The 21,267-nt window shown below is 69.0% G+C and carries 22 protein-coding genes and 1 pseudogene; 10 read left to right on the plus strand and 13 right to left on the minus strand.

All coding sequences use genetic code 11. The annotated features are described in order from the left end of the window. Window positions 1-82: 82 nt before the first annotated feature. A pseudogene (locus tag ALI144C_RS55740) lies at window positions 83-385 on the plus strand (Rv2175c family DNA-binding protein); the annotation flags it as partial. Here the strand turns inward: ALI144C_RS55740 and ALI144C_RS25765 are convergent. From ALI144C_RS25765 to ALI144C_RS25785, 5 genes are all read right to left on the minus strand, one after another. Then, a complete protein-coding gene (locus tag ALI144C_RS25765; RefSeq protein WP_076989743.1) occupies window positions 322-1,350 on the minus strand; it encodes a phytoene/squalene synthase family protein in 1,029 nt (342 codons plus the stop codon). The pseudogene ALI144C_RS55740 and the gene ALI144C_RS25765 overlap by 64 nt on opposite strands. Then, complete coding sequence (gene mptB, locus ALI144C_RS25770) at window positions 1,337-2,611, minus strand: polyprenol phosphomannose-dependent alpha 1,6 mannosyltransferase MptB (RefSeq protein WP_076989744.1); 1,275 nt, start codon at window positions 2,609-2,611, stop codon at window positions 1,337-1,339. The genes ALI144C_RS25765 and mptB overlap by 14 nt, the downstream gene beginning before the upstream one ends. A gap of 13 nt (window positions 2,612-2,624) precedes the next feature. Next, the gene (locus ALI144C_RS25775) at window positions 2,625-4,001 is read right to left on the minus strand and encodes a hypothetical protein (RefSeq protein ID WP_143230863.1); all 1,377 of its coding nucleotides are present in this window, start codon (window positions 3,999-4,001) and stop codon (window positions 2,625-2,627) included. Between the two features lie 67 nt (window positions 4,002-4,068). Then, window positions 4,069-5,547 (minus strand): phytoene desaturase family protein, encoded by a 1,479-nt coding sequence (gene crtI, locus ALI144C_RS25780; RefSeq protein WP_076989746.1) that lies wholly within the window; start codon window positions 5,545-5,547, stop codon window positions 4,069-4,071. Then, a complete protein-coding gene (locus ALI144C_RS25785; RefSeq protein ID WP_076989747.1) occupies window positions 5,544-6,614 on the minus strand; it encodes a polyprenyl synthetase family protein in 1,071 nt (356 codons plus the stop codon). The genes crtI and ALI144C_RS25785 overlap by 4 nt, the downstream gene beginning before the upstream one ends. 69 nt (window positions 6,615-6,683) lie before the next feature. Between ALI144C_RS25785 and ALI144C_RS25790 the strand changes: the two genes are divergently transcribed. Then, window positions 6,684-7,571 carry a methylenetetrahydrofolate reductase gene (locus ALI144C_RS25790; protein WP_076989748.1) on the plus strand — a complete coding sequence of 296 codons (888 nt, stop codon included), beginning with the start codon at window positions 6,684-6,686 and terminating at the stop codon, window positions 7,569-7,571. A gap of 6 nt (window positions 7,572-7,577) precedes the next feature. Here the strand turns inward: ALI144C_RS25790 and ALI144C_RS25795 are convergent, their stop codons facing one another. Further along, window positions 7,578-8,225, minus strand: a complete 648-nt coding sequence (locus ALI144C_RS25795) for an LppM family (lipo)protein (RefSeq protein ID WP_168211355.1) — start codon at window positions 8,223-8,225, stop codon at window positions 7,578-7,580. A 125-nt stretch (window positions 8,226-8,350) separates the two neighbouring features. Here ALI144C_RS25795 and ALI144C_RS25800 point away from each other — a divergent pair, with 125 nt between their 5' ends. Continuing rightward, window positions 8,351-10,018, plus strand: coding sequence for a DUF885 domain-containing protein (locus tag ALI144C_RS25800; protein ID WP_076989750.1), 1,668 nt, complete (start codon window positions 8,351-8,353; stop codon window positions 10,016-10,018). On the opposite strand, the gene ALI144C_RS25805 is transcribed toward ALI144C_RS25800, so the two are convergent. Next, window positions 10,019-10,600 carry a TetR family transcriptional regulator gene (locus ALI144C_RS25805; protein ID WP_193441227.1) on the minus strand — a complete coding sequence of 194 codons (582 nt, stop codon included), beginning with the start codon at window positions 10,598-10,600 and terminating at the stop codon, window positions 10,019-10,021. Next, complete coding sequence (locus ALI144C_RS25810; protein WP_076989752.1) at window positions 10,600-11,595, minus strand: aldo/keto reductase; 996 nt, start codon at window positions 11,593-11,595, stop codon at window positions 10,600-10,602. Before ALI144C_RS25810 ends, ALI144C_RS25805 begins: the two co-directional genes overlap by 1 nt. Before the next feature lie 236 nt (window positions 11,596-11,831). Between ALI144C_RS25810 and ALI144C_RS54630 the strand changes: the two genes are divergently transcribed. Next, a complete protein-coding gene (locus tag ALI144C_RS54630; protein ID WP_076989753.1) occupies window positions 11,832-12,368 on the plus strand; it encodes a hypothetical protein in 537 nt (178 codons plus the stop codon). A gap of 47 nt (window positions 12,369-12,415) precedes the next feature. On the opposite strand, the gene ALI144C_RS25820 is transcribed toward ALI144C_RS54630, so the two are convergent. Together ALI144C_RS25820 and ALI144C_RS25825 are read right to left on the minus strand one after the other, a co-directional pair. Beyond that, on the minus strand, window positions 12,416-12,988 hold the full coding sequence (locus ALI144C_RS25820; RefSeq protein ID WP_076989754.1) for a GNAT family N-acetyltransferase: 573 nt from the start codon (window positions 12,986-12,988) through the stop codon (window positions 12,416-12,418). A gap of 1 nt (window position 12,989) precedes the next feature. Further along, complete coding sequence (locus ALI144C_RS25825; RefSeq protein ID WP_076989755.1) at window positions 12,990-13,505, minus strand: YbaK/EbsC family protein; 516 nt, start codon at window positions 13,503-13,505, stop codon at window positions 12,990-12,992. 199 nt (window positions 13,506-13,704) lie between these two features. Between ALI144C_RS25825 and ALI144C_RS25830 the strand changes: the two genes are divergently transcribed. From ALI144C_RS25830 to ALI144C_RS25845, 4 genes are all read left to right on the plus strand, one after another. Beyond that, entirely contained in the window at window positions 13,705-14,127 is a 423-nt protein-coding gene (locus tag ALI144C_RS25830) for an SAV_6107 family HEPN domain-containing protein (protein ID WP_076989756.1), read from the plus strand. Further along, entirely contained in the window at window positions 14,124-14,903 is a 780-nt protein-coding gene (locus ALI144C_RS25835; protein WP_076989757.1) for a maleylpyruvate isomerase N-terminal domain-containing protein, read from the plus strand. Before ALI144C_RS25830 ends, ALI144C_RS25835 begins: the two co-directional genes overlap by 4 nt. Before the next feature lie 104 nt (window positions 14,904-15,007). Further along, a complete protein-coding gene (locus ALI144C_RS25840) occupies window positions 15,008-15,733 on the plus strand; it encodes a VOC family protein (RefSeq protein WP_076989758.1) in 726 nt (241 codons plus the stop codon). Window positions 15,734-15,961: 228 nt separating this feature from the next. Continuing rightward, complete coding sequence (locus ALI144C_RS25845; protein WP_202819060.1) at window positions 15,962-17,194, plus strand: CynX/NimT family MFS transporter; 1,233 nt, start codon at window positions 15,962-15,964, stop codon at window positions 17,192-17,194. 23 nt (window positions 17,195-17,217) lie between these two features. On the opposite strand, the gene def is transcribed toward ALI144C_RS25845, so the two are convergent. Beyond that, entirely contained in the window at window positions 17,218-17,724 is a 507-nt protein-coding gene (gene def / locus ALI144C_RS25850) for a peptide deformylase (RefSeq protein ID WP_076989759.1), read from the minus strand. After that, the gene (locus tag ALI144C_RS25855; RefSeq protein ID WP_202819061.1) at window positions 17,706-18,206 is read right to left on the minus strand and encodes a winged helix-turn-helix domain-containing protein; all 501 of its coding nucleotides are present in this window, start codon (window positions 18,204-18,206) and stop codon (window positions 17,706-17,708) included. Before ALI144C_RS25855 ends, def begins: the two co-directional genes overlap by 19 nt. Before the next feature lie 74 nt (window positions 18,207-18,280). On the opposite strand from ALI144C_RS25855, the gene ALI144C_RS25860 reads away from it, so the two are divergent. Together ALI144C_RS25860 and ALI144C_RS25865 are read left to right on the plus strand one after the other, a co-directional pair. After that, window positions 18,281-18,931 (plus strand): GntR family transcriptional regulator, encoded by a 651-nt coding sequence (locus tag ALI144C_RS25860; protein ID WP_076989761.1) that lies wholly within the window; start codon window positions 18,281-18,283, stop codon window positions 18,929-18,931. A gap of 142 nt (window positions 18,932-19,073) precedes the next feature. After that, the gene (locus ALI144C_RS25865; protein WP_076989762.1) at window positions 19,074-20,066 is read left to right on the plus strand and encodes a 1-aminocyclopropane-1-carboxylate deaminase; all 993 of its coding nucleotides are present in this window, start codon (window positions 19,074-19,076) and stop codon (window positions 20,064-20,066) included. On the opposite strand, the gene ALI144C_RS25870 is transcribed toward ALI144C_RS25865, so the two are convergent. Continuing rightward, window positions 20,067-21,251 carry an NAD(P)/FAD-dependent oxidoreductase gene (locus ALI144C_RS25870; protein ID WP_076989763.1) on the minus strand — a complete coding sequence of 395 codons (1,185 nt, stop codon included), beginning with the start codon at window positions 21,249-21,251 and terminating at the stop codon, window positions 20,067-20,069. Between the last annotated feature and the right edge of the window lie 16 nt (window positions 21,252-21,267).

The following is a 21,267-nucleotide window of genomic DNA, read 5'->3' on the forward strand; positions in this document are numbered from 1 at the left end:
GCGATCGTACGGACCGGTTTGCCCCTCCGTGGTCGGCCTGCCTCATTTCTCATACGTGCGGCGTGTGGCATCGTGTTCATTCGTGAGCGCGATTCCCATTGCTGAAGATCTGCTCGACCCAGCGGTGGAGGTGCTGACCCTGCGGGAAGTGGCCGACCGGTTCGGCCGTCCGGTGAGCAGGGTGCAGCAGGCCCTGCGGGACCACCAGCTGATCGCGGTGCGCCGCGACGGTGACGTGGTCGTCCCGGCGATCTTCCTGACCGACGCCGACGAGGTGGTCAAGGGCCTGCCGGGCACGATCACGGTGCTGGTCGACTCGGGTTATTCGACCAGCGAGATCCTGCGCTGGCTGTTCACTGCGGACGACTCGCTGCCGGGCACGCCGATCGAGGCGCTGCGGGGCGACCGGGGCCGCGAGGTCAAGCGCAGGGCCCAGGCCCTGGCGTTCTGACCGGCGGCGAGCCCGATCGAGGCGGCCGCGCCGGGCAACGCGACCCGCAGCCGCTGCCCGGTGGGAACGACCGCGCGCTGGTTGAGGATCGCGTAGTCCGCGGCCACGATCTCGTCGAGGATGCCCCGGTAAAGCTTGGCCGCTGTCCGTACGCACGGTCGTGACCACGGCCGCAGCAATGCGATGCCCGGTTCGGCACGGCGGTAGACCGCTGTGTTGCGCGCGACCATGTGTGCCAATGCTCTGCGTACATGCGGGTCGCGTCGGCCGGTCCGTCTGGCCCAACGCAGTCGCTCGCGGTCCACACCGAACGCGGCCAGCTCGTCCAACGGCAGGTACACGCGGCCACGGTCGAGGTCCTCGCCGACGTCCCGCAGGAAGTTCGTCAGCTGGAACGCCTCGCCGAGCGCGGCGGCGTACGGCGCCGCCTCGTCCCGCGGCGAGACAGTGCCCAGCACGGGCAGCATCTGCAGGCCGATGACGCTGGCTGAGCCGTAGACGTACCGTGCCAGGTCGTCGTACGTCGCGTAGTCCCTGACGTGCAGGTCCATCCGCATGGAGGCGAGGAAGTCGGTGAACAGCGCCCGGTCGATCCGGTAGCGGCGGACCGTGTCGGCCAACGCCCGCAGCACGGGCTGGTCACCGTTCCACATGGTCCGCTCGAGCGCCAGCAGCTCCATCGTCTGCTGCGCTTTCGGCAGCGTGCCGTCGACGATGTCGTCGGCGATTCGCGCGAAGCCGTACAGCGCGTGCACGGCAGGACGGTCGGCGAGCGGCAACAAGCGCGTGGCCAGGAAGTAGGTCCTGCCGTGCCGGGCGTTGATCGCCTTGCTGGCCGCGTAGGCGGCACGCAGCTCGGGATCCGTGATCCCGGCCGCGTCCAACTCACGCGTGCTCACGCTTGACCCTCCACCAGACGAAAGTTCCTGCCGCCGCGGTCAGCAGCACCCACCACCAGTTGTAAAGACCGGTATCCCCATTGGGGTAGTTGACAACCACAAGCCACAGCGAGATCCCGGCCACAACGGCGGGCTGGAACGCGAACCCGGCGGCCAGCACGAGCGGCCACGTGAAGTACCACGGCATGGTCACGGCGGACAGCAGCACAGTGGCCAACAAAGCCCATGCCGCCCCGGAAACGGCTCGAGGACCGCCGCAACGCGACCGCCACCACAACCACACGACGATCACCGCCAGCAGCGCCCACCCGCCGATCCGCGCGGCCGGGATCACCCCGAACAGCTCACCGATCCCGGTCGGCACCGACAGCCAGTGGATCAGCAGCGAGTTCCCGCCGAGCGCGCCCAGCCAGCCGAGGTCCACTCCGGCGGCGAGCGTGCACAGGCCGAACACCACCACCGTGACGACCGCGCCGAGCCCGGCGGCCGTGGCGAAACCCCAGCGCTTGACCCGTGAGGCCCAGATCCACACCAGGAACGGCAGCACGAGTGCGGCGGTCACCTTGATGCTCACGGCAAGCGCCACCACAGCGACCCCGGCGACGTGCTTGCGGTCGAGGACGAGCAGCGTCCCGGCGGCCAGGAAGGCGATCATCAGCAGGTCGTTGTGTGGCCCGCCGACCAGGTGCACCAGCACCAGCGGGTTCGCCGCGCCGAGCCACAGCGCCTGCTCCGGCGTACCGCCGAGATGCCGCGCCAGACCAGGCAGGGTGGCGCACAGCAGCACCAGCCCGCTGGCGATCACGAGCTTGGTCGTGAATGCCGCGACGAGGACGTTCGGGCCGGTCACGGCGACGACGCTCTTCATCAGCAGGATGAACAGCGGCCCATACGGCGACGGCGTGTTCTCCCACACCCAGCTGACCCGGTCGGTCAACGGGCTGTCCAGCCCCGACGGGCCGATGGTGTACGGATCAAGCCCGGCATGCGCGATCGCACCCTGCGCCAGGTAGATGTACAGGTCCTGGCTCAGCAGCGGCAACGACGCCAGCAGTGGCACGGCCCACACGCCGATCGCGACGAGGATCTGCCGTTGCGCGCACGTTCGCAGCCGCAGCCACGCCCACACGAACGCCGCGATGCCCACGTAGAACACGACCCGTCCACCAGGCACGACGGTGCTGAGGCAGACCGCGAGCGAACCGACGAACCCGAGCGCGACCGTAAGTCGGTGGTGCGTTGCGGAGGGGGCGATGACCATGGCTTACGTGAGCCTACTGAGGCGGGCACCCGACCCACTGGGCAGGCGGGCACGAGCCAACGCGCCCGCGGTAGGCGTCGACGAGCTGGCGGGCCAGCGCATGCGCGGAAGCCGGATCACCGGTCGCGGCGACCTCGTCGACGACACACGACGGCATGCCACCCGCGGTGCAGAACCTCAGCTGCTCGTCGGGGATTTTCCGCCAGTCGGCACCGGTCGCGACGCCGTACTTCCAGATCTGCTTGTCGTCTTTGCCCGCGCTGCCGCGGATCAGGAACACGTGCTGGTTGCCTTGCGGGTTGGCGACCGGTGTTTGCGCTGACGTGGCCAACGTGCGCAGGCCAGTCGGGTCGGGCGGGGTGATGAGCGCCATAGCCGTCCATTCCGCCCCGTACGGGTGCTGCCCGGCGACGGACTGCGCGCGGCGGTAGAACTGCGTCCACTGGGGCGACGCCAGCGTGCAGGTGGCCGTACCCGCCTGGTTGGGCTGCAGCGGCCCCACACGGCTGTCACAGGACCCGATCGTGTTGCCTGACGCGGTCCACGTCGCCTTGATCGCCACACGGACCGGTTGCTTGCCCACGTTGGTCAGCTCGACCACGATCGCGCAGCTGGCCACGCCGCAGTTCTGGAACCTGTGCGGGCCTTGTTTGACCCCGGTGAACGGGTCGTAGGCGGTCTCCAGCTCGGTGGCTCTCGCGGCGAGGTCACGGTAGAGCGCGGCCATGTCGCCGGTCGCGTCCGTGACGCTGAACGCCAGGTCACGCACCTTGGTCGGGTCGCTCTTGCCCGACTTCGTCAGGTCGAACCGGACCAGGCCGTACGGCGCGCTCGCGCCGACGTAGAGCACCCCGGTGTCGGTCGGCACCTCCAGCACGTCCCGGCCGGCCACCTTGGTGCGCTTGATGGCGTCCGGTGGCTGGTCGGGCAGTGGTTTGCCGAACAGCGACGGCAGCGTCTCGGTGTCGAAGATCCGCTCGATGTCCACGCCGAGCAGCACCCCGGGCGCCTTGACCCACCGGTCGGCCACGGTCGGCGCGGTGCTGTCCGGCACGCCGGACAGCTTCAGCCAGAAATCCAGCCCGGCCTTGAGGTACAGCGTGTGGTCGACGACCAGGACGGACGCGGCCAGTTCGTTCACCGACAAGGTGCCCATGGCCTCACCGGCTTTGGTCACCGTGACCTGCATGGTCACCTTGTCGCCCGCGGGGGCGGTCAGCGAACCGTTGTAGTTGACCGCGCCGGCGCCCTTGAGATCCACAATGGATTGGGCGACGGTGTCGGTCGTCGACGGCGCGGGCGCCGGAGCGTTGGTGGGCGGCTCGTCGCCGGTGCAGCCGGAACACAGCAGGACCGCCACCATCAGGGTGCCGAGTCCGTACCGCATCACGGGTTCAACGTTAGTTGACTACTGGCCGAAGCCACTTGTGCGGCATGGTCTGGCGCATATTCGCTACCTACCGGTGACCCTTTCGCCCGGTGATCCGCTGCGCGGCCAGCCGCCCCGAGATCACCACGGGCGGAATCCCGACGCCCGGAGTCGTCCCGCACCCGGCGAGCACGGCGTTGTCCACGCCGGGCACCAGGTTGCGCGGCCGGAACGGGCCTGTCTGGCGGAATGTGTGCGCCAGCGAGAACGGTGTGCCCGCGCCGAGGCCCTGCGCCTCCCAGTCGGCGGGCGTGACCAGCTGCCGTACCTCGATGGAGGATCCGAAACCGGTCAGCCCGCGCTGTTCGAGCACCTCGACCAGCTCGTCGCGGTACGCGGGCCCGACCCGGGGCCAGTCGATCCGGGACGTGCGCAGGTTCGGGCACGGCGCCAGCACCTGGACGACCTGCCCGCCGTCCGGCGCGAGCCCGGGATCGGTCGCGGTCGGCCGCGTGACCAGCAGGGACGGGTCGGTCATCAGCGTTCCGCGCCGGGTGATCTCGTCGAACGTCCGGTCCCACGCGGCGCCGAAGAAGATCGTGTGGTGCCCGAGCGAGTCCCACGACCGGTCCACCCCCGCGTGCAGGACGACGGCGGACGGTGACCACTGCAACGGAACTGGTCGTCGTGACGGCAGACCGAGCAGGCCGCGCGCGACCGGCAGGTCCGGAGTCAGGACAACGGCGTCACACGCGATCCGTTCACCCTCAGTAGTGCGCACGGCCGTCACGCGGGAACCCACACGCTCCAGCCACGCCGCGCCGCAGGAGTACCGGACGTCCGCGCCCACCGTGACCGCCGCCTGCGCCATGTGCTCAGCGACCGCCGAGACACCGCCCCTCGGAAACCACACGCCCGCGATGGTGTCCATGTAGGCGATCACGGCGTACGCCGCCAACGCCCGCCGTGGCGGGACACCGGCGTACAACGACTGGAACGAGAACAACCGGCGCAACCGGTCGTCGGACAGGTGCTTGGCGATCGCGGGCCCCAGCCGCCCGAACCCGCCGAGCGCGACCAGGCTCGCCAGGCGCGACCCGACCAGGTCCAACGGGGAGTCGAAGTTCGCGCCGATGAACGAATCCCGCTCGACGGCGTACAGCTCCGACAGCCACCGCCGCAGCCGGAGGTACCCGGCGGCCTCGGCGGGCCCGGCCACGCGGCGGACCTCGTCGGCCATCGCGCCGGCGTCCGAGTGGACGTGGATCGTGCTGCCGTCGGCGAAGTGCGCGCGGTACGCCGGATCGAGCCGGGTCAGCTCCAGCATCGGCGCGCCGACCTGTGCCAGCGCCTCCTCGACCAGCTCGGGCATGGTGAGCACGCTCGCGCCCGAGTCGAACGTGTACTCGCCGAGCCGCATCCGCCCGGCCCGCCCACCCGGTGACGGCGCGGTTTCCAGCACGGTGACCTGGCGCCCGGCGCCGAGCAGGTGCAACGCGCAGGACAGCCCCGAGAGACCGGCGCCGACCACGACGACGTGGTCGGTCCGGCCGGTGACGCTTCTCAGTGGTTCCTCCTGGTCGCCGCGATCGCCAGCTCGGCGAGCCGGTCACCGGCGGGCCGAGCCAGGTCGGCCGACTCCAGTGCCCGCATCGCGGTCTCGGTCAGCGCCTCGATCTTGTCCTCCACCGCGTCGACCGCGCCGGACTCCCGCAGCACCGCGCGGGCCCGTTCGACGTCGTCGCTCGTGAGGTCCTGGCTGCCGAGGCAGTCCCGCAGCACGGCGGCGCCCGCCGCGTCCGCCTGGTGCAGGCCGAGCGCGACCAGCAGGGTTCGCTTGCCCTCCCGTAAGTCGTCGCCCGCGGGCTTGCCGGTCACGTCGGTGTCGCCGAACACGCCGAGCAGGTCGTCCCGCAGCTGGAACGCCACCCCGATGTCCGCTCCGAACGTCCGCAGCCGCTCGACGACCTCGGGATCCGCGCCCGCCAGCGTCGCGCCCATGTGCAGCGGCCGCTCCACGGTGTAGGCGGCGGTCTTCATCCGGGCCACCCGCAGCGCCGCCTCGGCCGACTCGTCCCCCTCCACCTGGGTGAGGATGTCGAGGTACTGGCCCGCGAGCATCTCCGAGCGCATCGCCTGCCACGGCTCGCTGGCCGACGCCAGCCGCTCCGGCGCGACGCCGGAGCCGTAGAACATGTCGTCCGCCCAGGCCAGCGCGATGTCGCCGAGCAGGATCGCGGCGGCCATGCCGAACCGGTCGGCCGGGCCGAGCCAGCCGCGTTCCCGGTGCAGCCGCTCGAAGGTCACGTGCACGGTCGGCGAACCCCGGCGGACCGCGGAAGCGTCCATCAGGTCGTCGTGCACCAGCGCGCAGCCCTGGATCAGCTCGAGACCGCTGATCGCACGCAGTACGGCCGGGGCGTCCGGCTCGCCGCCCGCGCCGCGCCAGGCCCACCAGGCGAACGTCGGGCGGATGCGTTTGCCACCCCGCAGGATGAACTCGACCAGTGCGTCGAGTGCGTCCGCGAGCTCGCGCGTCAGGCTGGCCATCGTGGACTGCTTGGCCGCCAGGTACTCGGTCAAGGTGAGTTCGACGTGGGCTCTGACGGAGTCGTCAATGGTCGTCGGATGCACGCGTCCATCGTCCGCCCCCGCACACTTGGCCGACGCGGCGGGGTCGGCACTCCCGATAGGCTTTCCGCTATGACGTCCGTGCTGGAGCGCATCAATGTCGCCCACGCCACCTTCTCCGTCGAGTTCATGCCGCCCCGGGACGACGCCGACGAGCAGATCCTGTGGCGCTCGATCCGTGAGCTCGAGGGGCTGGACCCGGCGTTCGTGTCGGTCACGTACGGCGCCGGCGGCTCCCGGCGCGACCGAACGATCCGCACCACGGGCCGCGTGGCCAGGGAGACGACGCTGGTGCCGATGGCGCATCTCACAGCCGTCGACCACTCCGTGGCCGAACTGCGCAACGTGATCGGCTGGTACGCCGCGGTCGGCGTGCACAACGTGCTGGCGCTGCGCGGCGACCCGCCCGGCAACCCGATGGGGGAGTGGGTCAAGCACCCGCAGGGCCTGAGCTACGCCGAGGACCTCGTGCGCCTGGTGCGTGAGCTCGGCGACTTCTGCGTGGGTGTCGCGGCGTTCCCGTACGGGCACCCGCGCTGCGCCGACATCGACACGGACGCGGACCGCCTGGTGCGGAAGTTCCGGGCAGGCGCGGATTTCGCCGTCGGGCAGCTCTGCTACTCGGCCGAGGACTTCCTGCGGCTGCGTGATCGGGTGGCGGCCAAAGGCGGCGACGCCCCGATCCTGCCGGGTGTGATGCCGCTCACCACCCCGAAGATGCTCAGCAAGACGGTGGAGCTGTCCGGGGCGCCCGTGCCCCCGCACATCGCGAGCCGGCTCGAACCGCTGGCCGACGACCCGAAGGCGTTCCGCGCCGAAGGCATCGACGTGGTGACCGAGATGTGCCAGCAGTTGCTCGCCGAAGGCGTCAACGTGCTGCACTTCTACACGTTCAACCGGGCGAAGGCGACAAAAGAGGTACTGGGCCGGCTGAACCTGGTGCCGAGCCGCACGGCGTGACAAGCCCTACGCGTACTCCGAGACCTGCTCCTTGCGGCGGTTGCGGCGGTGCGTGAACAGGGCTAAACCGAGCACGATCAGCGCGGTGCCCACCGCGCCCGCGCCTACGAGCAGCACCCACTTGGTCCACGACATCCCGGACTCGGCGTTGTACTGCGCGGTCGCCGAGATGTCGGTGATCCGGCCGGGGTTGAGCTTCCACGAGATCGTGTTGTCCATCTCCAGCGCGCCGTTGGTCTTGCCGATCGGGCCGGGAAAGGCGATCTTGAGCTGCACGTCGACCCCGTCCGGTCGAAGCTGGCTCAGGTCGGCGACCCCGGCGAGCGAGACGATGTCGCCGGACCGCCGGAAGTTGAGCCGGTAGCGGCTGGTCACCGTGCTGATCGACTCGCTGAGCGTGCGCAGCTGGTCGAAGCTGAGCTGGGTGAACTTCACCGTCTGGCCCACGTAGCCGTCCACCTTGTACGGCTCCATCGTGACCTGGCTGGTCAGCTCGGCGGGGACGGTCAGCTGCGGGCCGACCTCCTCGGGCTTCGCCTGAACGGTCGCGATCTCGAACGTGCCGGAGACCAGGTCGTACGGGTCGATCGCCATCGCCACGCGTACTCGCACACAGCCGCTGAGCACGAACGCCAGCACGAGCAAGAGTGGCACGGCAGCCCACCGGCGGGCTGAACGGTGGGAAGCCTGGTGCACGGGCGTCACTATGCCAGCTTTGTCCAGCCTGATGCGAAATCCGGCGGGTCCGCCGCATATCCGTACCGGGTAACGTCCCCGACATGGCCAATCACACTGTGGGGGTCCACGAGGCGAGTGAACGGTTCGTGGACGAGTACGCCACCCTCGACCCGATCGCCGCCACGTACGCCGGACTGACCGGATACGAGTCGGAGATGACCGATTTCTCCCCGGACGGAGACCGGCAACGCGCCGAGCTCAACGCCCGTTACCTGCGCCAGATCGAGGCGATGGAACCGGCCGACGATTCCGAGCGCGCCGCGAAGGCCCATTTCCTCGAACGCGTCGGCATCGACGTGGAACTGCACGAGGCGGGGCTGACCACCGGCCACCTGAACGTGATCGCGAGCACTGTGCAGAACGTCCGCGCGATCTTCGACCTGCTGCCGACCGAGACCGCCGAGGACTGGGCGGGCGTCCGCACCCTGCTGGGCAAGGTGCCCGCCGCCGTGGATGGCATCAAGGCGGGCCTGCTCGACGCCGCGCGGCGCGACCAGCTGGTGGCACTGCGGCAGATCACCAAAGTCGCCGAGCAGTGCGACACGTGGTCGGGCGCCGACGGCGAGTCGTTCTTCGCCGCGTTCGTCAAGGACGCGCCGGAACCGGAATCGACCGGGCTGCGATCGGCCGCGGACAAGGCCGCTGAGGCGTATGGCGAGCTCGCGCGTTTTCTGCGTGCGGAGATCGCGGACAAGGCGCCGAAGAAGGACGCAGTCGGCGAGGACGTCTACAAACTGTGGTCGCGGTATTTCCTCGGCGCGCGGCTTGATCCGCACGAGGCCTACGAATGGGGCTGGACCGAGTTCTTCCGCGTGGAGAAGGAAATGATCGCGGTCGCCGAACGGATCAAGGCGGGCGGTTCCCTCGCCGAGGCCGCGGCCGCACTCGACGCCGATCCGCGTTACCGGGTACAAGGCCGCCGCGAATTCGAGCAGTGGATGCAGCAGTTGTCCGACAACGCGTTGTCCGAACTGCGGGGAGTGCACTTCGACATCCCGGACGCGCTGATGCGCCTGGACTGCAAGATCGCCCCGGACGGCGGCGGCGTCGGCGCGTACTACACCGGTCCGAGCGACGACTTCTCCCGCGCGGGCGCGATGTGGTGGTCGGTGCCGTCCGGTCGCGCCGAGTTCAGCACGTGGCGTGAAGTGTCCACTGTGTACCACGAGGGTGTGCCCGGCCACCACCTGCAGATCGCCACCGGCGTGGCCGAGGCCGAGTCGCTCAACCGCTACCAGCGCCTGTTCGGCTGGGTGTCCGGGCACGGCGAGGGCTGGGCCCTGTACGCCGAGCGGCTGATGCAGGAACTCGGCTACCTCACCGACGACGGCGACCTGATGGGCATGCTGGACGCGCACCTGTTCCGCGCGGCACGGGTGATCATCGACATCGGCATGCACCTCGAGCTGGAGATCCCGGCGGGCAGCGGATTCCACGACGGCGAGCGGTGGACGCCGGAGCTGGGCCTCGAGTTCATGCTGACCCGCACGATCACCGACGCCGAGCACGTGCACGACGAGATCGACCGCTACCTCGGCTGGCCTGGGCAGGCTCCGTCGTACAAGCTCGGCGAGCGCTACTGGCTGCAGCTGCGCGACGAGGCGCGTCGCCGCGACGGGGAATCCTTCGACATCAAGGACTTCCACATGCGCGCGTTGCGCCTCGGCTCGATGGGCCTGGACAACCTGGGCGCGAGCCTGCGCGGCTAGCTAGCGAGCCAGACCAGCGAGAACGAGTGAGCAGACGGCGTCGAACGCCGCGTCGATGCCGTCCTGCTTCCACTCGCCCGCGTACGCCGGGTCGTGGAACCGGTTCGTCGCGTCGAAGACGGCCCGCGCGGTCTGGTCGACGTCGTCGAACGGTTTGAAGTCGCCCGCTGCGACGCCTGCCCGCAGGATCTCCGCGAGCTCAGCGGTCAGCTCGGCGATGTGGTCGGCGACCACCTTGCTGTTCTCCCGCACCAGCGCGGTGAAGGTGGCGAACAGCTCGGGGTCGTCGAGCACCTTGTGCCTTTTGCTGTCGAACAGCGTGGCCAGCCAGGTGCGCAGCCGCTCGGGCGCGGGCAGATCCGCCTTGGCCGCCAGGGCGACCGCTGCGTGGGCCCGGCTGAGCCACCGCCGCGTGACGGCTTCCCGCAAAGCCGCCTTGCTCGGGAAATGCCGGTACACGCTGCCGTGGCTGACGCCGAGTGCGCGCGCGACGTCGACAACGGTCGCCTTGCTCGGGCCGAAGCGGCGCAGGACGTCCTGCGCCGCTTCGAGGATCTGGTCCGCGGTGAGCGTCTCGGGCATCAGCGTTCGCTGTCCAGCGTCCGCATCTGGTGCGCGTCGTACCGTTCGCCCGCGACCGCGTCGACGGGTACAGCCTTCTCGATCATGCCGAGATCTTCCTCCGACAGTTCCACGCTCAGCGCACCGGCCGACTCCACGAGGCGGTCACGCCTGCGTGCGCCGACGAGCGGCACGATGTCCTCCCCCCGTGACAGTACCCACGCGATCGCGACCTGTGCGACGGAAACCGCTTTGCGGTCGGCGATCTCACGCAGCGCGTCGACCAGTTCCAGGTTGCGCGTCAGGTTGTCGCCCTGGAACCGCGGGCTGCGGGACCGGAAGTCGGTGGCGGCGTTGGGCCGGTCGGCCGACCAGTGTCCCGACAACAGACCGCGCGACAGCACGCCGTACGCGGTCAGCCCGATGCCCAGTTCGCGCAGCGTCGGCAGGATGGTGTCCTCCACGCTCCGGGTGAGCAGCGAGTACTCGATCTGCAGGTCGGCGATCGGGTGCACGGCGGCGGCCCGGCGGATGGTGTCCGCGCCGACCTCGGACAGCCCGACGTGCCGGACGTACCCGGCCTGGACCATCTCGGCGATCGCGCCGACGGTGTCCTCGATCGGGACGTCCGGGTCCAGCCGGGCGGGGCGGTAGATGTCGATGTGGTCGGTGCCCAGTCGGCGCAGGGTGTAGGACAGTGCCGTCTTCACGGCGTTGGGGCTGGCGTCGTAGCCGACCCACTCGCCCGCCGGGGAGCGCTGGGCGCCGAACTTCACGCTGATGACGAGGTCGTCGCGGGTCCGGTCGCGCAGCGCGCGGCCGATGAGCATCTCGTTGTGGCCCATGCCGTAGAAGTCGCCGGTGTCGATCAGCGTGACGCCGCTGTCGATCGCGGCGTGGATGGTCGCGATGCTCTCGGTCTCGTCGGCCGGACCGTACATGTCCGACATGCCCATCGCGCCGAGCCCCAGCTCGGACACCTCGGGGCCGGTCCTGCCAAGTCGTCGGGTGTGCACGGGGGTTCCTCCTGGATGTGGTGGTTTCTCCTCTTCGAGTATGCACATTGTGATGACAGATTTCAATATCTGTCATTTTAATGGTTGCAGAGGGTATCTAACCACTTTCGGCGCGTGCTGCCACTCGGGCCACCCTATGCGGTGAAGCCCGGCGTTTTGGCAGCTCAGAGTGGGTGCGACGGTGTCTACCATCGCCATGCCCGGATCCTCGCCGGGACAACCACAAGGAGAGACCAATGTCCAAACGCTTGCCCGTTGTGCTGTCGTTGGCAGCGCTGGGCCTCGCCTGGGCCGCGCTGCCGAGTGCGGCGGTCCTGGACCCGACCGCGGAGGGCCGGGTCGGGTGCACTGCCGCGACCCCAGCGGTCAAAACCTTGCAGGACGCGGTCAAGCGGGTCACTGCCGCCGCGGACGATCCGACCAAGCTGCGAACCGTGCTCGGCGACGTCTTCAACGCGGTGACCGGAGCGCAGGAAGCGGGCTGCCTGCCCGCGTTGCCCGCCAGCGCGCCGGCCCCTCCGGCTCCGCCCGCACCACCTACGCGCAAGGCTGTTGACGCGTGCCTGAAACCGACCGTGGACCTGTTGGGTGCGGCGCTGGGCGGGGTCGGCGCCACACTCGCGGTGCCGCCGGACCGCACGGCGACCACCGCCGCGGTCACGCGACTGGCCTCATCCGTCACCGCGATGAACGCCGCGAAGTGTCTGCCGGTCGAGTTGCCTGTTCCCGGCGGTCTGCCCACTCCGGCGCTGTCACCTGCCCCGTTGCCTTAGGTGTGCGGCAGAATCCCCTCGTGAGCGGCTGGTCTACGACCGGTCGCTCACGAGGACGTCATCGGCAGGGGGCGGCCGAGCACGGCGAACGGCCGTGGATCACCGGCGAACCGGTAGTTGCGCAGCACGTCGACGAAGCCGACCCGGCGGTAAAGGCTCCACGCCCTGGTCCGGCCTTCGGGGGTGGACAACAGCACCCGCCCGTTGGGGACGTCCGTCAGCAGCGCCCGTAGCAACTGCTCACCGGTGCCCCTGCCCTGGCTGTCCGGCCGGACGTGCAACTCGGTCAGCTCGAAGTAGTCGCGCATCCACTCGTCCGCGACCTCGGCGCCACCCAGTTCGGTCACGCCACGGCGGACCTGCTCGTGCCACCACTGCCCAGGCGCGCCCTTGTAGCCGTAGCAGATCCCGGTCAGCTTGTCGGTCTGGTCCAACGCCGCCACACAACGCCACCCGTCCCGCAGCATGTGCGCCAACCACATCGGCGCCCTCTGCTCGGCTGTTCCCTTCGGGTAGCCCATGGCTGTGACGTACAGACCTAACGCCTCGTAGAGTCGCGGCCGCAACGCGTCGGCCGACAGCTCGACGAGCTGGCTTCTGTGCGATGGCGCGGCGGTCACGTCAGGAATCATCCTCCACGCTCCGGACGTCCGCAGCTGTCCCCCCGGTCAGGGCCACCAGCTGGTCGAACGTAGTGGGGTACACGGACTTAGGGTGCCCAGCCGCGGCCCAGACCGCCGTGTATGTGGCCAAATGGTTGTCGACCAGTGTACGGATCGGGCGCGGGTGACCCGCCGGGGCGACTCCGCCGATGGCCTGACCGGTGTTCTCCTTGACGAACGCGGAGTCGGCCTTGCCGATCCTGTCGGCGCCCACGACGGCGGCGATCCTGGTGGTGTCCGCCCGGTGCGCGCCCGAGGTGAGCACCAGCAACGGCTCGGTCCGGTCGCCGTACGTCGCGCGGAAGACCAGGCTGTTGGCGATCGCGCCGACCTCGATACCCAGCGCCTGTGCCGCAGCGGCCGCTGTCCGAACCTCGTCGTCGAGGATCCGGATGCCCTGAGCGCACCCGGTCAGCCCGGCCTCCAGCAGGGCGGCGGCGACCTTTACGACAGCCGGGTGATCCGTGGTTGTCACACGTCAATCACACCATGACCGGGATCTCCGCAGCTTGAGCGGCCGCCGTCGCCCAGGTAGACTCGAACACGTGTTCGAAATCGAACACGGCTGCCCGGTGGTGGGGCGGGGGAAGCGCCTCGCCACCGGGTCCACCGGCTTCCCCACGGTGGGTTCGACGAGGCCGCCCTGGCCCCGTCGATGACGTGAGGAGGCCCTGATGTCAACCAGAGTCGACTTCCCCAGCTCCCCCTCGCGTCGAGGCGGCAACTCGTGGGCCTCCGGCTCGCCTGCCGCGCTGATGCGCCAGGCCGAATGCGGGATCGCCGCCGCCGAGGCCGAGACCGACCCGGCCGAGCGGTTCGCTCAGGCGTACCTGTCCGCGTTGCGAGCGGCAGCCGCGATGCTCGCGCACCGCGGCCGTCCGCACCGCGGCCGCTCCCGTCCGACCAGCGCGTGGACGTTGTTGTCATCGGTCGTGCCGGAACTGCGCGAATGGGCCGCGTTCTTCGCGGCGCACTCACGCACGAGGGCGGCGGTCCAGGCCGGCCGGACCCGGCTGGTCAGCGCCCAGTCGGCGGACGAACTGGTCCGGCAGGCCGGTGTGTTCGTCGGCCTGATCGCCCGGGTTGTCCCGGGGTGAGCACGAAGGCACTGACAGATCAGGCGAAGCTGCTTGACGTACTGGAGATCGAGGCCACGGTGCTGGCCGAAACGGTGGACGGAGCGCGAGCGGACCTCAGGATCCCGAACTGCCCGGGTCTGACCGTCGGGGAAACGGCCAGGCATGTGGGCAGCGTGTACCGGATGGCGCTGCAGTGGATGCGGACCGGGGACACCCCGGAGACGTGGCAGCGCCAGCCGGGCCCGTTCCAGTCGTTGCGGGACTTCGTGATCAGTGGCGTGCGCGAACTGGTCGACGAACTCGCGGCGCACGAGCCGAGTCAGCCGTGTTCCACCTGGTGGGCGGCGGATTCGACGTACGGTTTCTGGCGCAGGCGGATGGCGCACGAGACCGTGGTCCACCGCGTCGACGTCCAGGCGGCGGTCGAGCAGCCGATCAGTGAGATCGAGGACGACATCGCGGTCGACGGTGTCGACGAGATCCTCACGCTGTGGTTCGGCCACCGCCTGACAGTCCAGGGGGTGGTCGGAACGAGAGACGCCACGGTGGCGGTGCTCACCGGAGATCGAGCGTGGCTGACCCGCGTGACCACGGGCGGGGTCGGGGCATGGCGCCTGCCCGGCTCGGACGTCGAACGAGCGGACCTGGCCAGGGTCGACGCCAGAGTGACCGGCCAGCCGTCCACTGTGTACCGCTACCTCTGGGGGCGCCTCGGCGAACGGGCGATCCACCGGGAAGGGGACATCGACGCGATCAACCAGCTGTGGGCGTTGATCCGCGTGGCAACCCGCTGACACGTCGGCCACGTGGTGATCACCTGGGCAGGAGGGCCCATCCGGAACCCTCCTGCCCACGCCGGGTATGTCCATCTCCTCCGGTGCCGCGCTAACTTGCGGACATGGGAACGAGACTCGTCAACGTCGTCGTCGCCACCGCGGACCCCGAGGCGCTGGGGCGGTTCTGGTCGCGGTTGCTCGGCTGGCAGTTCGTGGCCGAGCACGGCGAGATCGACGTGCGGGCGCCGTCGTCGCAGGGCTGGGAACTGGATCTCGCCTTCGGCGAGGTCCCCGCGCCGAAGACCGCGCCCAACCGCATCCACCTGGACCTGGCCTCGGCCACGCCAGGCGACCAGGCCGCGATCATCGAGCGAGCGCGTGATCTCGGTGCGAGATCGGTCGACATAGGCCAGCGTGACGTGCCGTGGGAGGTGATGGCCGACCCGGACGGCAACGAGTTCTGTGTGCTGGAACCTCGTGAGGTTTACAGCGACACAGGCGCCGTGGCGGCCATCGTCGTCAACGCGCAGCACGCTGGAGAACTCGCCAGCTTCTATTGCGAGGCAACCGGGTTCAAGCGCCACGACAAACCGGCCGCGGAAGTCGGCCTGCGCGCGCCGAACGGTCGCGGGCCGTGGCTGGAGTTCCAGCACGGCCACCCACCCCGCACGGCACGGGATCGGCTGCACCTCGATGTCCGCCCCTTCGCCGGTGACAACCAGGCGGACGAGGTGGCCAGGCTCCGCCGGCTGGGAGCCAGGTCGATCGACATCGGCCAGCGTGACGTGCCGTGGGAGGTGATGGCCGACCCGGAGAACAACGAGTTCTGTGTGCTGACCCCGCGCTGAGTCCGCACCCGGCGACCACGCCCCCCGGCGGGGAAGGGAATCACGCAGCAGGGTGATGCCCGGGAACGAATCCAGGCCGAAGAACCATGGACCGGGCGCGTTCAGCCGCGATCTGCACCCGTCTGGGGGGCACGGCGCAGGCCCGAAAGAATGCAAACTGCTCACAACGCGTCATTGGCCCGTCGTCGACAGATACGTAGGATGATCCGTCGGTGAAGGTGAGACCGAGTGGGCGGTGACATGGGCGCTGGCCTGAGCACGATCAGCGATCGCGTGGTGGACACCCGCGTGACGACGGCGCGTAGGGTGCTGCTGATAGCCGGGATCCTCCTGGTGGCGGCCAACCTTCGAGGTGCGCTGACCTCGGTGGGTCCGTTGCTGGAGACGATCAGGCGGTCGGAAGGACTGAGCGCGGGAGAGGCCGGACTGCTCAGCGCCCTGCCGCTGCTGACCTTCGCGGTGTTCTCACCGCAGGTGGCCAGGCTCGCGCGCCGGGTCGGCATGGAACGGCTCACCTGGTACGCCCTGCTGACCCTTGCGGTGGGGATCGTCCTGCGTTCGGTGCCGGTCACCGGCATGCTCTGGGTCGGCACCGTACTGCTGGGAGTGTCCATCTCGGTCGGCAACGTGCTGATCCCCGCCCTGCTCAAAAGGGACTTTCCCGACCGGGTGGCGCCGATGACAAGTCTCTACTCGGCGACCATGAGCGTCGTCGGAGCGGTCGTGTCCGGTGTCGCGGTACCGCTGGCCGGTGTGTTGCCAGGCGGCTGGCGAACTGCGCTGGGCTGCGTCGCGGGGCTGGCGTTGATCGCGTTCGCGGTCTGGACTCCCCAAGCGCTGGGTCGCCAGGCACGACCAGCCGAACCGCCGGCGGCAGCCACCCGTACCCCCTGGCGCTCGGTGTTGGCCTGGCAGGTGACCGCATACATGGGACTGCAGTCGTTCGGCTTCTACGTCGTGCTCTCGTGGTTCCCGGCGATCATGAACGACAACGGGATAAGCGAGGCCAACAGCGGCTGGCTGATGATGCTGCTCCAGGTGCTCGGCGTCACCATGAGCGCATTGATCCCGTTGGTGGCCAACAAGATGCGCGACCAAAGGCTGCTGGCGACAGGCGGCGCGCTGTTGAGCCTGTCGGGATACCTGGGAATGTTGCTCGCGCCCGGCCTGACGGTGCTCTGGGTGGTCGTCGTCGGCCTGGCGAGCGGAATATGTTTCGTCCTCGCCCTGCTGTTCTTCACCCTGCGAGCCGAGGACTCCTTCAGTGCGGCAGCCCTCTCCGGAATGGCGCAGTCGATCGGCTACCTCTTCGCGACAACCGGCCCGGTCCTCTTCGGGACACTCCACGACTGGACGTCGAGCTGGACCCTCCCACTGGCAGTCCTGACAGGAGCAGCCCTGATCCAGGCGATCATCGGTCTCGGCGCGGGTCGAAACACCACGGTGAACCGGCCCGTCTGACTGTGCTGTCCCCAACCCGTGCGCTACTTGTCCCCGCTCCAGAACCACTGGGACTCACGGGCTTTACGGAGCGCCTCCTTGCGCTGGTCCGGTTCCAGCCGGTCGAGGTACAGCTTGCCGTCGAGGTGGTCCGTCTCATGTTGCAGGCACCGGGCAAGTTCCTTCGTGCCGGTCACCGAGATGGGTTTGTTCTTGGCGTCGACGCCTTTCACGGTCGCTTTCGCGGCGCGCCGGGTGGGGAACCACAGCTCGGGCACGGACAGGCAGCCCTCCGGCCCCTCCTGGGTTTCGTCGGACAACTCGACGAGCCGCGGGTTGACCACGTAGCCGTGCAGGCCACCGACGTTGTAGCTGAAAACCCGTAGCCCGACACCGATCTGTGGTGCCGCGAGGCCTGCGCGTCCCGGCAGCAGCACCGTGTCCATCAGGTCTGCGATGAGTGCGCTCAGCTTGTGGTCGAAGTGGGTGACCGGATCGGCCTGGGTGGTGAGGACCGGATCGCCGAGGTACCTCAGCTCTCGGACGGCCATGGCGCCTCCTGTTCGACGGGGAGCAGTGGGAACAATCGGGCAACGGCGGCTACAGGTCGTGCGTCCGGACTGACCGGGCGGGTGGCGTACCGGGCGAGCACGGTCCGGATCTGCGCACCGACCTCGGCCAGTTCGGCGGGTTCGAGAAATATCACCGAGCTGAACGCGTCGTCGATCGACCATTCGGTCGGTGCTTCGTCCTTGTGCCGCAACCAGCGCTGATAGCCCTCGTCCTCCAGCTCTCTGGCGAGCGCGCCGAGGTCGGGTTCGAGGGACGGTCGCGTCAGTCGCCATGGCCGGGCGCGGCCGTCGGTCGCGTCGGCCTCTTCGACATAGCCGTACCGCGCGAGCTGTCGCAGGTGGAACGAGCACAGGCCCGAGCTGAAACCCAGCGCTTGAGCGGCTTGGGTCGACGTCACGCTGTCCCGTTCACGCAGCAGCGCCAGTAGCGCGGAACGGACGGGATGGTCAGGGGGAGGCACTTTGCAAAGTCTACTCTTTGCAAAGCTGCGAATCCAGAGAGATCGCTCTTGACCTCGAGTGTTAGCCTACTGAAATGCAGTATATTGGTCGCGTCGACCGATCCTTGCTCAGCGAACAGGCGCTCACAGTGATCCGGCGCGCCATAGTCGCGGGCGAACTCGCGCCAGGCACACCGGTCAAGGACGTGGAGCTGGCCGCGCGAATGGGCCTGTCCCGGACGCCGGTCCGTGAGGCATTGGCTCGTCTGACCGACGAGGGTCTGATCGAAACAAAGCCGCACAGCTACACCCGCGTGACCCAGCTCGACTCGGCGGCGGTCCGTGACGCCCACGCCGTCGTCCAGTCGATGCACGGGTTGGCTACGCGGCTCGCTGTCCCGAAAATCACCCCGCGGCACCTCGACGCGATGCGCGCGGCCAATCTCCGGTTCGCCACAGCCGTCGACGCGAGTGCGTTGGAGGATGCGATCGCCTGCGACGACGCGTTCCACGACGTCCTGGTGCGGGCGAGCGAGAACCGGGCCGTCGCTGCGACAATCCGCCGGTACACGCCGTTGCTGCACCGTGCCATCTACCTGTACCTGGGCTCACCGCTGGGGCGTGACTCAGCCCCGATGCACGAACGGATCATCGCCGCGTGTGAGGCGGGCGACGTAGCCGAAGCGGCCGACCTGGCCGAACGCAACTGGGCGACGCTGGCGGCGCTGCTGCGAGAAAAATGTTGACACAGACCAATATCCCGGGGTCGGCGCGTCTGTCGGCCATCGTCGCCCCATGATCCTTGTCCTCGCGGCCGTCACACGCGGCGATGTGTCCGCCGTTCCCGCACATCGACACATGCACCTCACATGATCGCCTGGAGAACCGATGACGCTTGAGAACTTCGGCCGTTACCCGTTGCTGTTCGGTCCTTCGCCAATTCACCCGCTCGAGCGGCTGACCGCACATCTGGGTGGAGCGCGGCTGTGGGCCAAGCGTGAGGACTGCAACTCGCCGTTGGCCTTTGGTGGCAACAAAACCCGCAAACTGGAGTACCTGGTCGCCGACGCGATCGCGACCGGCTGCGACACGCTCGTGTCCATCGGCGGTGTGCAATCCAACCACACCAGGCAAGTCGCCGCGGCCGCCGCCCGTGCCGGCCTGAAATGCGTTCTGGTGCAGGAGAAGTGGGTGGACTGGACAGACGTCGGTTACGCCACCACCGGCAACATCCAGCTGAGCCGGTTGATGGGCGCCGAGGTCCGGCTGGACCCGTCCGGATTCAGCATCGGAATCCGCGAGTCGTGGCAGCGGGCAATCGACGACGTGCGTGCGGCCGGTGGCAGGCCGTACTCGATTCCGGCAGGCGCGTCCGACCACCCGCTCGGTGGTCTCGGCTTCGCGGGATGGGCGGAGGAAGTGCGTAGGCAGGAGGCCGAACTGGGTGTTTTCTTCGACACGATCGTGGTGTGCTCGGTGACCGGCAGCACGCAGGCGGGCATGGTCGCCGGTTTCGCGGGCGATCGCCGCGTGATCGGGATCGACGCGTCGGCCAAACCAGGAGAGACCCGCGCGGCGATCGCCCGGATCGCCGAAGAGACCGCCGAGCGGATCGGGACATCCATCTCGGGCAGCGACGTCGAACTGGACGAGCGCTACCACGCCGGTACGTACGGAATTCCGGACGAGCGCACGATCGATGCCATGAAACTCGCGGCCAGAACCGACGCGGTGATCACCGATCCCGTCTACGAGGGCAAGTCCATGGCCGGGATGATCGACATGGTCGCGTCCGGTGAGATCGCGAAGGACTCCACTGTGCTGTACGCGCATCTCGGCGGTCAGCCCGCGTTGAACGCGTACAGCACGCTGGAGTTCTGACTACTGCCCCCCGATCGGGATCTCCGTGTTGGCGAGCTTGTCCGGGTCGACCTGCTTGCCGGACCGGATCAGGGCCTTGATCGGGTCGACCACGTCCCAGACGTTCACGTTCATCCCGGCCAGCACGCGGTTGTCCTTGAGCCAGAACGCGATGAACTCACGGCCCGGCTTGTCGCCGCGGAACACCACGCGGTCGTAACCGGTGATGTCACCGATGTACTCCATGCCCAGGTCGTACTGGTCGGTGTAGAAGTACGGCAGTTCGTCGTAGGTCGCCGACCCGCCGAGCATCCCGGTCGCGGCAACGGCTGGCTGGTTGAGCGCGTTCGCCCAGTGCTCCACGCGGACACGCTTGCCCAGGAACGGGTGCTCGGCGTTGGCGACGTCACCGGCGGCGAAGATGTCCGGATCGGAGGTGCGCAGCGACGCGTCCACCAACACGCCGTTGTCCACGTCCAGCCCAGCTGCCTTGGCCAGTGCGATGTTCGGCGTCGCACCGATCCCCACCAGCACGGCGTCGGCCTCCACGACCGTTCCGTCGACCAGGCCAACGCTCTTGGCGCCGATCTGGTCGACTTCCACACCCAGTCGCAGGTCGACACCGTTGGCGCGGTGCAGGTCCGCGTACACCTCGGCGACTTCCGGACCGACCGCGGCCAGCAGGGGCTGCTTCGCCGCCTCGAGCACGGTCACCTCCACGCCTGCGGTGCGCGCGGCGGCGGTGACCTCCAGGCCGATCCAGCCCGCGCCGATCACGATCAGCCGCGCCGAGTTCGCGATGGCCGCCTTGATCCGCTCCGAGTCGCCGATCCTGCGCAGGTACAGCGCGTCCTCGGCACCCGGGAACTCACGGGGGCTGGATCCCGTCGCCAGCAGGAGTTTCGAGTACTCGACAGTCGAGCCGTCCGACAGCTTCACCTGGTGCGCGGCACGGTCGACGCCGGTCGCGGAGACACCGACCCGCAGGTCCACGTTGTTCTCGGCGTACCAGCCCGGGGCGTGCACGAACACGCTTTCGCGTTCGGCCTTGCCCTGTAGGAAGTCCTTGGACAGCGACGGCCGTTCGTATGGGCGGTCCTGCTCGTCGGCCACGAGCACGATGTCGCCGTCGAATCCTTGGTCTCGTAGCGCTTCCGCGCCTTTGGCGCCGGCGAGGCCGCCGCCGACGATGACGAAGGTGGTCACGCGAATCCTCCAAGTT

It is taken from the genome of Actinosynnema sp. ALI-1.44 (assembly GCF_001984155.1).
GTDB lineage: Bacteria > Actinomycetota > Actinomycetes > Mycobacteriales > Pseudonocardiaceae > Kibdelosporangium.